Origin of the sequence: Paraburkholderia sp. LEh10 (assembly GCF_017814945.1) — a bacterium.
Classification (GTDB): domain Bacteria; phylum Pseudomonadota; class Gammaproteobacteria; order Burkholderiales; family Burkholderiaceae; genus Paraburkholderia.
This window is the reverse complement of the sequence record NZ_JAGIPX010000009.1, coordinates 57,309-71,130: the sequence shown is the minus strand read 5'-3', so window position 1 is coordinate 71,130 and position 13,822 is coordinate 57,309. Positions and strand designations below refer to the sequence as shown.

9 protein-coding genes are annotated in these 13,822 nt (G+C 63.4%); 7 read left to right on the top strand and 2 right to left on the bottom strand.

The genetic code is table 11. The features are described from left to right. The first annotated feature begins 1,065 nt into the window (after window positions 1-1,065). From J8I87_RS09940 to J8I87_RS09920, 5 genes are all read left to right on the top strand, one after another. Window positions 1,066-2,964, top strand: coding sequence for an AI-2E family transporter (locus tag J8I87_RS09940; RefSeq protein WP_209931287.1), 1,899 nt, complete (start codon window positions 1,066-1,068; stop codon window positions 2,962-2,964). 185 nt (window positions 2,965-3,149) lie between these two features. Next, the gene (locus tag J8I87_RS45650; protein ID WP_209931286.1) at window positions 3,150-4,235 is read left to right on the top strand and encodes an alpha/beta fold hydrolase; all 1,086 of its coding nucleotides are present in this window, start codon (window positions 3,150-3,152) and stop codon (window positions 4,233-4,235) included. 301 nt (window positions 4,236-4,536) lie between these two features. After that, window positions 4,537-5,505: a hypothetical protein gene (locus J8I87_RS09930; protein ID WP_209931285.1), complete on the top strand. Its 969-nt coding sequence runs from the start codon at window positions 4,537-4,539 to the stop codon at window positions 5,503-5,505. 176 nt (window positions 5,506-5,681) lie between these two features. Next, window positions 5,682-6,317, top strand: coding sequence for a VC0807 family protein (locus tag J8I87_RS09925; RefSeq protein ID WP_209931284.1), 636 nt, complete (start codon window positions 5,682-5,684; stop codon window positions 6,315-6,317). Further along, entirely contained in the window at window positions 6,314-7,510 is a 1,197-nt protein-coding gene (locus tag J8I87_RS09920) for an amidohydrolase family protein (RefSeq protein ID WP_209931283.1), read from the top strand. Before J8I87_RS09925 ends, J8I87_RS09920 begins: the two co-directional genes overlap by 4 nt. Before the next feature lie 210 nt (window positions 7,511-7,720). Here J8I87_RS09920 and J8I87_RS09915 read toward each other — a convergent pair whose 3' ends face one another. Continuing rightward, complete coding sequence (locus J8I87_RS09915) at window positions 7,721-9,214, bottom strand: amino acid racemase (protein WP_209931282.1); 1,494 nt, start codon at window positions 9,212-9,214, stop codon at window positions 7,721-7,723. A 371-nt stretch (window positions 9,215-9,585) separates the two neighbouring features. Between J8I87_RS09915 and J8I87_RS09910 the strand changes: the two genes are divergently transcribed. Both J8I87_RS09910 and J8I87_RS09905 read left to right on the top strand, forming a co-directional pair. Continuing rightward, on the top strand, window positions 9,586-10,056 hold the full coding sequence (locus J8I87_RS09910) for a response regulator (RefSeq protein ID WP_209931281.1): 471 nt from the start codon (window positions 9,586-9,588) through the stop codon (window positions 10,054-10,056). 225 nt (window positions 10,057-10,281) lie between these two features. After that, window positions 10,282-10,869: a YSC84-related protein gene (locus tag J8I87_RS09905; protein WP_209931280.1), complete on the top strand. Its 588-nt coding sequence runs from the start codon at window positions 10,282-10,284 to the stop codon at window positions 10,867-10,869. Window positions 10,870-11,396: 527 nt separating this feature from the next. On the opposite strand, the gene glgX is transcribed toward J8I87_RS09905, so the two are convergent. Beyond that, window positions 11,397-13,568: a glycogen debranching protein GlgX gene (gene glgX, locus J8I87_RS09900; protein WP_209931279.1), complete on the bottom strand. Its 2,172-nt coding sequence runs from the start codon at window positions 13,566-13,568 to the stop codon at window positions 11,397-11,399. Window positions 13,569-13,822: the final 254 nt, after the last annotated feature.

Genomic DNA, 13,822 nt, shown 5'->3' with positions numbered 1-13,822 from the left:
CGGTGCGCGGTTCTCTCTCGCATGGCCTTGCCGCCACACTCCTATCGCGCGAAATAGCCACAGCCGCTCACGGCTTAAAAAGCGGGCGAAAAAAAACGCGGCGGCTGCCGCGTTCAAGCGTGGTCTGTCTGCTGAGCGCAGACAGGATGAAACCTCGCCTAGTGTATAGCATTACGCGAAACTGAAAATGCCGGAAGCCGCAATTGTTAATCGTCGTTCGCGCAATATTCCGCGACCAGCGATGATGAAGCGGACCAACTGCGTATTTATTTACTGCGTAATGACTGCGTGTTTGCGCACCACTCTTCGCGTTCAAAAAACAAACAAGGCCAGCATAGGTCCGCGAACGGGTAGACGCGGCAATACACTTTGTATAAGCCGCAATAATCGCATCATGTCGTGTTGTGAATCCATCTAATGCCGCTTATTGGCCTTTTTACATTTCCTGCATGCGCCTAGGCTCTCGTTCATTCGCGAATCACAACACGCAGGAGAAGAGAAAAATGAAGCGCACTGCCCTCTCGCCTTTCTGCAAGCCATTATCAGCCGTAGTCTCCGGGTAACGGGCTGAGAAGCCCGACATTCGTGGCCGCTGCAGCGGCATGCCTGCGGGCCGCGCGTTTAGCGCGATGTCGCTTTCGGTTGCGCGCCGCATGTCGTTTGCCTCCGTGAATGGCTCGCAGGATAAGAACAAAATCTGCATTTGACCGAGCCAACTCCGGCATGATGCGCCGCGCCGACAGGACTGCTTCGACAAACGTCCGACGAAAGCGCGCGGCGCGCTTGATAAACTGGAACGATTCAACGACACGCGCGCCGGTTGCCGAGCGCGCTCAGGCCTGGGTCTTGCTTCGCATGACTACCTCAGCATCGAAGGCACGCACAGCTGTGCCGCGTTTGCGCGGGTAAAAGCGCTCGCAATGGCACTCGCATTCGCAGGCAGCGCTGCGACGGCTCCTGCAAGCGCCATTGCAAACGGCATTGCAAACCCGGCATCTCACGCGGGACTAACGTTGCTACCCGAGGTGCTATCCGAGCCACCGGGCGCGCCCTTTCGACCAGGTCATGAAACTTCCGCTCACCCCGCCAAGGCATTCCGCCAACCGTGTCTATCCGCCGGGCACCCCCGGGCTGCATAGCCTCGCATCGCTGATCACGTTCGTGGTCGTCGTATGCGGGCTGTACTTCGCGCGCGAAGTGCTGATCCCGATCACGCTCGCCGTGCTGCTGAGCTTTCTGCTTGCACCGTTCGTCAGCCTGTTGCGGCGCCTTCACTTCGGGCAACTGCCGTCGATCTTCGTCGCCGTGCTGACCTCGCTCGTCACGCTGCTCGCTGTGAGCACGCTGATCGGCGCGCAGGTCGCGCAACTGGCAGGCTCGCTGCCGCAGTACCAGGCGGCCATCGAGCGCAAGGTCGAGGCCGTGCAGGAGAAGACCGTCGGTCGCGCGGATGCGATGCTCTCGCGCGCCGCCACCGCGCTCGCGCGTGTCGCGCCCGAGCGCGCCGCGCCGCCTCACGAAGCAGGCCGCTCGCAAAAGCCGACGGCGGCGGCCCCGCTGCCCGTCGAAGTGCACGAGCCCATTCCGTCGCCGCTACAGCTTGCGCAGCGCGTGTTCACGCCTGTCCTCGGACCGCTGGAGACGATGTTCATCGTGCTCGTCGTGACGATCTTCATCCTGATGCAGCGCGAAGACCTGCGCGACCGCCTGATACGTCTGTTCGGCGCGCGCGATCTGCACCGCACGACCACCGCGATCAACGATGCCGCGAGCCGGCTGTCGCGCTACTTCGTCGTGCAACTGGGCGTGAACCTTGGCGCGGGTGCGCTGATCGCGATCGGCCTTGCGATCATCGGCGTGCCGGGCGCACTGCTGTTCGGCGTGCTGACCGCGCTGTTGCGCTTCGTGCCGTACATCGGCACGTGGATCGCGGGGATCCTCGCCGTGATTCTCGCGGCCGCGATCCAGCCGCAATGGACCATGGCCGTATGGACGATCGTGCTGTTCGTCAGCATCGACGTCGTTGCCGGCCAGGTCGTCGAGCCGCTGCTGTATGGGCACAGCTCCGGGCTATCGCCGCTCGCCGTGGTGGTCGCGGCGATCTTCTGGAGCTGGCTGTGGGGGCCCATCGGCCTCGTGCTGTCGACACCGCTCACGCTCTGTCTCGTTACCCTCGGCCGCTACGCAGAGCGCCTGAAATTCCTCACGGTGCTGCTCGGCGATCAGCCCGCGCTCACGCCCGCGCAGAATTTTTATCAACGGCTGCTCGCAGACGATCCGCACGAAGCCATCGTGCAGGCCGACCGCTTCCTGAAGGACATGCCCCTCGTCCGCTATTACGACGATGTCGCGCGCGAAGGCCTGAGGCTCGCGCGCAACGACGCACTGCGCGGCGTGTTCTCGCCCGAGCAGCTCGCGCGCATGAACGAGACGCTGCTCGATATCGTCGAGAACCTCGAGCAGGTCGAGGGCATGCCGGAAGCGCGTCCTGATACGGGCGCGCCCGACGCGCTGCCCGCCTTGCTGCCCGAGGACGCCGCGCGGCAGCGCATCGTCTGCGTGGCGGGCCGCGGCGCGTTCGACGAAGTGACCATGGCCATCGCCGTGCAACTGCTGACGCGGCGTGGCTTCGTGCCCATCCTGGCGAACTACGCGCAGTTCCGGCGCGGCCACGCGGGCTCGCACGGCGTCGAGGGCGCGGCGATCGTGTGCGTCGTGACGCTCGATGCGCCCGAAGCGCCGCCTTATCTGCGCAATCTGCTGCGGCGCATCCGCGAGCGCGCGCCTGGCGCGCAGCTGATCGTCGGCATCGGCGGACAATCGGAGCACGTCGATGAAGTCGGCGCATTGAGCGGCACGCATAACGCCAACGCGTTCGGCGACCTCGTCAGCCAGTGCGTGCGGGCCGCTTTCGCAATGTCCGCGCCGCTCGTCGAGAAGAGCCCGCGCAGCGTCAGGGCCTAATCGACGCCGCGCGATGCGTGCGCGTGCGCCTAACGCATCACGCGCTACATACGTTGCGCGGGCCGCCGTTCGCCGGGCTTCGATTGTCCGCACTTTGCGCTGCAAAGCGTCTTTGCGGTGATAAGCTGAATGAAAGCGCAGGTCACGCGATACCTGTGCTTTTTCCTGTCGCCGCCGGGAGGCTCATGTCCGCATTCGCCCCGCATTGCAGGCAGCAAATCCGGCTGTGCACGGCCCCCGACAGTACGCGCATCGCGTACGCGACCTGCGGCAGCGGCCCGCCCATCGTCAAGGCCGCGAACTGGCTGAGCCATCTGGAGTTCGATCTCGCCAGCCCCGTCTGGAGCCACATGATCGTGGAGATGTGCCGCGAACATACGCTGATCCGCTATGACCAGCGTGGCTGCGGCCTGTCGGATCACGACGTCGCCGATATTTCGTTCGACGCGTGGAAGCAGGACCTGATCGCCGTGATCGACGCGGCGGGCGTCAACCGCTTTGCGCTGCTCGGCATTTCACAGGGCGCGTCGATTGCGATTGCGTACGCCGTCGCCTTTCCGGAGCGCGTCTCGCATCTGATCCTGCATGGCGGCTATGCGCGCGGACGGCTCGTGCGCTCGCGCACCGAGCAGTCGCGCGAAGAAGCCGAAACGCTGATCAAGCTCGCGGAAATCGGCTGGGGCCAGCACAATCCCGCGTTTCGCCAGTTCTTCACGACGCAGTTCATACCGGGCGGCAGCCCGGAGCAGCACCGCTGGTTCAACGAACTCGAGCGCATCACGACGACGCCGCAAAACGCCGCGCGCATCATGCGGGTATTCAACGGCATCGACGTCGTCGATCTGCTGCCGCACGTGCGATGCCCGACGCTCGTCCTGCATGCCGTGCGCGATGCACGCGTGCCGTTCGAAGAAAGCCGCCTGCTCGCGAGCCTGATTCCGGGCGCGCGCTTCGTGCCGCTCGAAAGCGACAACCATCTGACGCTCGAATCCGAGCCCGCGTGGCGGCGCTGGCGCGATGAAGTGCGCGCGTTCCTGCCGCCCCCGACCACCGTCGATCCCGTCTTCGCGTCGCTCACCCGGCGCGAGCGTGAAATCGTCGAACTGATGGCGGGCGGACGCGACAATGCGCAGATCGCCGCGCGCCTGGGTCTTTCGGAGAAGACCGTGCGCAATCACATCACGAACATCTTCTCGAAGCTCTCGGTGGAAAGCCGCGCACAGGCAATCGTGATGGCGCGCAAGGCGGGCTTCGACGCACCCGCTGCCTGAAGCGCACCACCGCGCGGCAGCAGTGTCTGCAATGAGGCGGGGCACATGTCCCGGCTTTTCCCGCTTTGTTGCAGTGCTCAACGCACGCACGGGACTCGCGTCTCATGTCCATGACGGCGCGAAAACGCAGAATGCGCACGAGCGATGCGACACGGCACGCAGCATGCCGACGCGCAGCGCTTTGATTCGGCGCCGCTTTCAATCGTTCTTCCTGTTCCGGCGCTATCCCACCGCAATCCGCAACGGCCTCATTGCAGCACCGCCCACAGAGGTCCGGCGCGCGGCCCACAGGAGTTCGAAGATGCGAGCTGTCGATTACCAACTGCCTTCCCACCGCTACGCAAAATGCGTCGAAGTGTCCCGCCGCGTGCGCTGGGACATCGATGACGACGTGATTCGTGGACGCACGCTCGACACCAGCCAAAAGTTCTTGCCGGACGGCCTGTCCCAGGTCTATCGGCTGCCGTTTTTGAACGATGCCGAACGCCGCTTCTATTCGCAGGTCCAGGGGCGCACTTACGCGAACATGTTCAAGCTCGTCGAACGCTTCATCGGGGCGAAGATGCTGGAACTGGGACGCGATCATGCACTCGGCGACCAGATCGCGCTCGAAGCCGTCGTGCGCGTCACCGACGAAGAACTGAAGCATCAGGAACTGTTCCGCCGCATCGAGCTGCTGGCGGCCGCGGATATGCCGGCAGGCTACCGCTTCCTGCCCGATGCCGACGATATCGCCGCGTTCGTGCTCGGCAAATCGACGTGGGCAATTCTCGCGCTGACGTGTCACATCGAAATCTTCTCGCAGGTGCATTACCGCCGGAGCATCGAAGCGGACGACAGCCTCTCGCCACTGTTCAAAGACGTGTTCATGTACCACTGGAAAGAAGAATCGCAGCACGCGATCATCGACGAACTCGAATGGATGCGCGAAGACGCAAAGCTCGGCAAGCCCGAACGCGACGCCGCTGTCGACGATCTGAACGCGCTGGTGGCGGGCGTCGATGGCGTGGTGCAGATGCAAGCCAACGAAGACGCCGCGTACTTCTGCGAGCACGTGGGCCGCACGCTGCTGCACGCCGAAATCGCGCAAGTGAACGCGGCGATGCTCGACGCGTATCGCTGGCAGTACATCGTCTCCGGCGTCGAGGAGCCGCGCTTTCGCACGCTGCTCGGCAGCGTGCTCGACGAAGAGCAAGGCACGCGCATCTTCGCCGCGCTGTCGCCTATCATGAAGCCGGCACTCGAGCGCCCGACACTGCCATTCATCTGAGCACGCAACGGCTGCAAGCCAGCACGAACGGCGAGCGCTGTACGGCGCCTGCCGTTTTTTCATGCGTCGCCAACATGCACGCGCCGTTTGCCCGCGGCCGCCGATGTGCGACACTGCGCATGCAATTGCCGGATCGACCGTAAAGCAGGACAACGGCGCGCTTCTCGCATAGGGCTATGAAGGTTCCATACCGTTACTTGTCCGCGTTGCTCATCAATCTCGCGCTGCCGTGGCTCGCGTATCGGTTCGCGCTGCCGCATTGGGGCCCGACGGGCGCGCTCGCCGCTTCGGCGGCGCCGCTCGTCGCGTGGATCGCGTGGGACCTGTACCACTCGCGGCACTTCGATGCGTTGAGCGCCATCGTGCTCGCCGGCATCCTGCCGTTGCTCGCGTGGGCGCTGATCGACCAGCATGCGCCGCGCCGTGCGCTCGAAGACCCGATGGTGTCGGGTGTCATCGGCATCACGTTTCTGCTTTCGCTGCTGTTGCGCAAGCCGATGATCTACTATCTCGCGCGCTCGACGGCATCGCGCGAGTCGCGCGAGAGCGTCGGGCAATTCGAGTGTCACTACCGCGACAATCCCGAACTCGTGGCGACGATTCGCCGGATGACGGTGATATGGGGCATCGGCCTCACGGCTGAAAATGCCGCACGCTATTGGGTCGTCTCCACATGGAGCGACACGGAACTCGCCGAGCAGGTATCGACAGCGCTGCGCTGGTGCGTCTATGGCGGACTCATGCTATGGACCATCTGGTTGCGCCGCCGCCTCAAACGCGTCGATGCCGACAGAAAAATGGAGTCCGCATGAAAGAGCCTCTGTTGATCGCCGATGCACGGCTGCCGGATGGCACACGCGTGGACGTGTCGATCGCCAATGGACGCATCGATGCGATCGGCCCCGGTTTGCCGGTCCGCGCAGACGCCGTGCGCGAGAACGGCAACGGCGCGCTGCTGTTGCCGGGCTTCGTCGAAGGCCATACGCATCTCGACAAGACGATGTGGGGCATGCGCTGGTATCGCAACGAAGTGGGCCCGAAGCTCACGGATCGCATCGAGAACGAGCGCCGCTTTCGCGCGCAAAGCGGCCACGACGCGGCGGCTGCATCGCTCGCGCTCGGGCGCGCGTTCCTTCAGGCGGGCACGACGCGCTTGCGCACGCATGTCGACATCGACACCGATGCGGGCCTCAGGCATCTCGAAGGCGTGTCGAAGACACGCGATACGCTGCGCGACACACTCGACATGCAGATCGTCGCGTTTCCGCAATCGGGCATGTTGAACCGCGAAGGGACTGTCACGCTGCTCGACGCGGCGCTGCGCGCGGGCGCCGACGTGCTGGGCGCGCTGGACCCGGCGTTGATCGACGGCGATCCCGTCGCGTCGCTGAATGCGACATTCGACGTTGCGACGCGCCATCAGAAGCCCATCGACATCCATCTGCACGAGCCCGCCGAAATCGGCGCGTTCACACTAAAGCTGCTGCTCGATCGCGTCGAGGCGCTTGGCATGCAGGGGCGCGTCGTCGTCAGCCATGCGTTCTGTCTCGGCGCATTGCCGCCGCGCGAGCGCGATCCGCTGCTCGACCGGCTTGCGTTGCTGAACGTCGCGTTGCTCACCACCGCGCCCGCTTCCGTTACCGTGCCGCCGCTGATGACGTGCATCGAGAAAGGCGTCACGCTATTCGGCGGCAACGACGGCATTCGCGATACGTGGAATCCATATGGCTCGCCGGACATGCTGGAGCGCGCGATGCTGATCGGCATGCGATACGACCTGCGGCGCGACGATGCGCTTGCCATCGCGTTCGATTGCGTGAGCCATGCGGCCGCGCGTGGTTGTGGCTTTTCTGACTATGGCCTGCACGCAGGGGCGCGCGCGGATCTCGTGCTCGTCGATGCAGAGAACGTCGCGCATGCGGTGGCCGCGCGGCCTGTGCGCAAGCTGGTCGTGGCGAATGGGCGTGTCGTTGCGCGCGATGGCGCGCTGGTTCTCGACGCATGAAATGCTGCAAAAGAAGAAGCCCCGCACGTGAACACTGCCGAGGCCCGAACTTGCGCTGAAACGCCTACCGTCGCTGGAAACGCAGTCTGAAGTCGAATCAAGAACTTATTGTGAAACGCTTGCTAAGGAAATCAACAGCGCTGAAATATCCTTTGATGGAAAGTGATCAGAAAGCGAAAGGAAATACGCAAGTCACTACGCAATTTCGCCTTAAAGCATTTCGGCATTTAATGCCTCTCCTTTTCCCGTGCGTGCGCAAAAGGCGACATATTCGACCGGCAAGCGCTCGCGACGCGTGTTCGCCCGCGTTGCGATTGGCTTGCCCTGCGCAAACTCGACGCAACATTTCGCCAGCACGTCAGTCGGGTCGACGAGATGCGCGGTGCGCCCGCGACGCGTGACAGTCGCCGCGTCAGGAAAGAGAAGCGGCAATTCCGTGCACGCAAGCAGAATGACTTCGATTTCCTGCGATAGCAGGCTCTCGACGGCAGCGATGATGTCATCGATGCACTCGCCACTCGTGAAGCCCGCTTTCACGCCACGGCTTCCGTAAATGGCATTCGTCACGCGCGCCTGCACCGCGGGCGGCGGCACGACCTGGGTCATTCCGCGCGCTTCGAGCGCCGTGCGATAGACCGCGCTCGCGATCGTGCCGTCGGTGGCGAGCAGGCCCACACGCTCCAATGCGGGAAAGCTCGCGCGCAGATAATCGGCCGTCACGCTCATCATGCCGACGATGGGTACGCGCAAACGCGTTTCCATCGGCGAGATGAACGCATGCGCCGTATTGCACGGAATCGCGATCAAATCGGCGCCGCCGTCTTCGAGTTTCCTGCACGTCGCGTAGAGCGCGAGCGTCGGGTCCGCGCCCGCACCCATCAGATGATCGGTGCGATCGGGAATCTGCGGGTTCTGTTCGACGATCACCTTGATGTGCTGCTGGTCGCGCATCGCAGGCGTATTGCGCACAACCTTGTGCAGGAAGTCGACCGTCGCGGCCGGCCCGACGCCGCCGACGACGCCGAGCTTGATCTGGCGCGCGGGTTTGCGGTAATCGGCCGTCAGCAGATGTTGCGCGTACACCGAATACGCATCGACGACGGGCACAGCGAGATCGCCGAGACGCCGCACCGACAGCGCGCTTTCAGTGCTGCCCGGCAGCAGCAGATCGACGCCTTGCGCGATCAGCGACTCGCAAGCGGCGCGCAGCCCGCGCGCGTCCCGCACGCCGGCGCTCACGACTTCGACGCGCGCGCTCGCGCCGTACCGCTCGAACAACCGGCGCTCGCACAACAGCGGCGACGTCAGCACGCCGACGCGGCGCGCAAGTGGAAAGCGCTGCCGCACATGAGCAAAAAGCGCGGCGATCATATCGACGATCACGACTGACGTGTTCTCCTCCAATTCGTCGATAAACAGATGACTGTCGAAGCATGGCAGCGCGACGGCGGGCACGCCGCGCTGTTCGAAATCGCGTATTGCGTCGAACATGCAAAGCTTGTGTTCGACGGAACCCGCCACCATTGGCTCATGCATGCGATCCCCGGTATCCGGCGAACGCTCGATGGCAATATCGAGCGGCTGGAATTTCCGCGCGGCGGCATTCGCGTAATGCATTTTGCGCAGCACGTCGATGCTTGCCAGACGCGTCGCGCCGCCGACAATGCCGAACGCACGCCGTCCCATTACAGACGATGTATTCATAGTCCCTCGCTCTCTGCTTTATTGGAGTCGCGGATTCCGGCAATCGCATTGCGCATGCTGTCGGCACGATGCATCGAATCCGTTTTTTTGCACCATTCGAAATATAAATCCGAATGGCGAATTATGTCCCGCGAATAAAGCGGATAGTCACCCTATAAACAACACAATTGCGCTTATTCCAACGCCATTAGTACCCGTTAATCGCGCCTGGCTCGCTGGTTAACCCCTATTTGCGCGGCAATTGTTAATCAGGCACGGCGTGCGCCGCATGCGTTTCAGTCCGCCGATTCAGGCCGATTCAAGCCGATTCAAACGGGCGCCCGCCGGGTCCGGCCCTTGCTGCCTCCGCTGCCTTGGGGAGGGAGATCACCATGACGTCAATGAACAAACCGCATGAAAGCGAAGACGAGTTGCAGTGGCGGCCGATCGGCGCGCATATGACCAATAACCGCCGTGTGCTGGTCGTCGACGATTACGCCGACGCCGCCGATGCATTGCAACTGCTGCTGTTCGCGAACGGCTTTGAATGCCGGGCGATGCACGGCGCCGCGGACGTGTGCGAGTTCGCATCCGAATGGCAGCCGTTTGCCGTCGTGCTCGACATCGCGATGCCGGGCGTCGACGGGCTGGAACTCGCGCGCCGCTTGCGCGCGGGCGCGTCGACGTCGCAAATGTTGCTGATCGCCTGCACGGGCTACGCGTCGCAACACGACCGCGACCGGGCGCGGGAAGCGGGCTTCGACGCCCATAGCGCGAAGCCGCTTACGCCGCAACGCCTGCTCGATCTGTTAAAGCGTGCGACCGCGATACCCGGCGAGCCGGGCCGCGACGACAATGTGTAATTCGTACACGCGTCGCGCTCTCACGTAAGCGCGTGCATTCGCTGCGGGACTCGCGGCGTCGCGCCGCGCATAGCGCGAAACTGTCTGTCCGCCCCACGGGCACGCGAGATGCTGTCACTTCGTCAGTCCTTGCCACTCAAGGGTTTCGCGACCCTGCCGGGCTACGGCGAGGCACCAGGAAAACGGTAGCCGGCGGACTTTGCGTTGATAGACAGGGAGAAAACGATGCGTAGAAGAAATTTCATAGTCAGCTCGGGTGCCGCACTGGCGGCAGGCGGCCTGGCTCTCACCGGATGCACGATGACGCCTTCGCATTCGACGTCCGCCACCAGCAATACGGATAAGCGCCGCGCAATCGATTCGAGCGTCGACGAGACGCTCTCGCGCCTGTACACGAGCGTCAACGGCTCGCGCGAACTGGTCGCCAAAGCGCGTGGCGTGCTGGTGTTCCCGTCCGTCGTCCAGGCGGGCTTCTGGATCGGCGGACAGTACGGTCAGGGCTCGTTGCGCGTCGGCGGGCAAACAGTGGGCTACTACAGCACGGCGGCGGGCTCGTTCGGCCTGCAGATCGGCGCGCAGTCGAAGGGCGTGATCTTCCTGTTCATGACAGAGGACGCGCTGAACCGTTTCCGCAACAGCCGGGGCTGGTCGGTCGGCGGCGATGCGACGGTCGCGCTCATCAAGGTGGGCGCGAACGGCAACATCGATTCGACGACGGCAACCGCTCCCGTCCAGGCATTCGTGCTGACCAACGCCGGCCTGATGGCGGGCGTGTCGCTCGAAGGCGCGAAGATCTCGCGGCTCGATATCTGAACGCGTGGTCGCATGCGGGGCGCGCAACGCGCCCCACGCCGTCCCGATGCCCGCACAAGGAAACCGGCGGAAAACCCAACACGAAAGCCCAGCTTTAAAGCGCCCATGTAGAAGCCTTCTCGACCTGTTTTACATCGAGCAACGCAATGCGCAGATCGGATGCGCGTTCACCAAGTTGACGCATTTCATCCTCTACAGTGCTTCATGCACAGCCGCAAAGCGTTGCGTAAAGACGGGAACATTGCCGCCGCGCCCGCAGCAGCGGGCTTGCGGTGAGCCGCGCATCGTGTACGCGTTTGGCACATCGCTTGTTGCGCATCGAAGCCCGTCCCTCGCCTCCTGCCGACATGGTCCGCATCGCGGATCGCGCCAACTATTGCGCGGGACTGAATGACGTCTGCTCGAATGATGTCCGCGCGAATGCCGTGAAAATGAAAACGGACCGCTTCATGCGAAGCGGTCCGTTTTCTTCTTGCTGCTTTCTCGTGCTACTGCCTCTCAGGTCCGCCACTGCGCTTCAAAGCCCATCATTGCGTCAACCGCTCTTCCAGCCGTTGAAAGATCCTTTTCGTCTCGCCCTTCGCATGCAACGCGAACAGCAGCAGCGAACGCCCCGTCACCTGATAGGCATCGCCCGATTCGAAATCCGGCAACTCGTCCCGCTCGGGTGCATTCGTGTCGATCATACAGCTCCATTGATCGCTGCCGGGGATCTCTGGCAGCGTGAAGTCGACGACGTCGTGATACGCGTTGACGACGAGCAGCAACGTCGCATCCGATGCCGGGCGCCGGATGCCGCTCGCCTGCGCGCGTCCGTCGATCACGAGACCAAAACAGCGCATCGCGGTGTCGCTCCATTGCTCGTCGGTCAGTTCGACGCCCGCGGGGCTCAGCCACTTCACGTCCATTACGCCGATGTCCTCGCGCATCTCGCCTGTGAGAAAGCGGTTGCGCCGTAACACGGGCAGTGCATGGCGCAGCGTCGTCAGCTTGCGCACGAACCCGATCAGCGCGCGGCCGTTGTCGTCGATGCCTTCCCAGTCTACCCAGCTTATCTCGTTGTCCTGGCAATACGCATTGTTGTTGCCCTGCTGCGTGCGGCCGAACTCGTCGCCGGCGAGCACCATCGGCGTGCCCTGTGAAAACAGCAGCGTCGCGAGCAGGTTGCGCTTCTGCCGCTCGCGCAGCGCGGTCACGTCCGGGTCGTCGGTTGGCCCTTCGGCGCCGCAGTTCCATGAGCGGTTGTCGCTATGTCCGTCCTGATTGTTCTCGCCGTTCGCGTCGTTATGGCGGTCGTTGTACGACACGAGATCGTTCAGTGTGAAGCCGTCGTGCGCGGTGATGAAATTCACGCTGGCCCAAGGCCGCCGGCCGCGCCGGTTGAAAAAATCGCCCGACGCGGTGAGGCGCGTCGCGAGATCGGCGGTGTAGCCTTCATCGCCTTTCCAGAACGAGCGCGCCGTATCGCGAAAGCGGTCGTTCCATTCGGCCCAGCCGGGCGGGAAGCCGCCCACCTGATAGCCGCCCGGCCCGCAATCCCACGGCTCGGCGATCAGCTTCACGCTGGAAATGATGGGGTCCTGGCGGCAACTGTCGAGAAACCCGCCGCCTTCGTCGAAGCCATAAGGCTCGCGGCCGAGTATCGTCGCGAGATCGAAACGGAAGCCGTCGACGTTCATCTCCGTCACCCAGTAGCGCAGGCTGTCCGTGACCATCTGCAGCACGCGCGGATGCGCGAGGTTCAGCGTATTGCCCGTGCCCGTATCGTTGATGTAATAGCGGCATTGCTCCGGCATCAGCCGGTAGTACGACGCGTTGTCGATGCCGCGAAAAGACAGCGTCGGTCCACGTTCATTGCCTTCCGCCGTATGGTTGTAGACGACGTCGAGTATCACTTCGAGCCCGGCATCGTGCAGACGGTCGATCATCTCCTTGAACTCGTCGATCGCGCCCGGACCGCGTGCGAAGTAACGCGGATCGGCGGCGAAGAAGCCGATCGAGTTGTACCCCCAGTAATTCGTCAGGCCCTTGTCGAGCAGATGCTGATCGTTGACGAACGAATGAATCGGCAGCAGTTCGATCGTCGTGACGCCGACACGCCGGATATGATCGATCACGGCCCGTTGCGCGAGGCCGTCGAACGTGCCGCGCATCGATTCGGGCACGCCCGGATGACGCTTCGTATAGCCGCGCACGTGCGTCTCGTAGACGATGGTCCGATCCCACGGCACACGGATGCGCGTCGGATGCGTCCAGTTGAACGTCTGATCGACGACCTGGCACTTCGGCATGAATGGCGCGCTGTCGCGCTCGTCGAACGTGAGGTCGTCTTCTGTTTCGAGTGTGTAGCCGAACAGCGATGGGTCCCAGCGCAACGAGCCGACATGCGCCTTCGCGTACGGATCGAGCAGCAGCTTGTTCGGGTTGAAACGATGACCCGCGTCGGGCTCATGCGGCCCATGCACGCGATAGCCGTAGACGGTGCCCGGCTTCAGCCCCGCTACATGCACATGCCACACTTCATCCGTGTATTCGGGCAACTCGATGCGTTCAAGTTCCTTCTTCCCTTTCTCGTCGAAGAGACACAACTCGACCTTTGTCGCATGAGCGGAAAAGAGCGCGAAATTGACGCCCTTTCCGTCCCATGTCGCGCCGAGCGGGAACGGCAAGCCCTCGGCAATGCGTGAATCGGTTGGCATGGTGTGTTCCTGAGGCGAAGTGATGGGCGCGGCGCATGCTCTGAGCGCCAACGCGGCGGCGTGCATGAGGAGCAATCCGCGTGCCTGACATCGGCACGACAGTTCGGGCGGCAACGCAATGCGTACGAATTTACAACGAAGCCGCCGATTTTTCCCAAACCCATCACGGGCGGCGCGCCGCGCGCATGTGGCGTCCCGCGTGCATGAAATGCGCGCGCGGTGGCCGCAAAGCCCGCCCCGCATGACGATCAGCG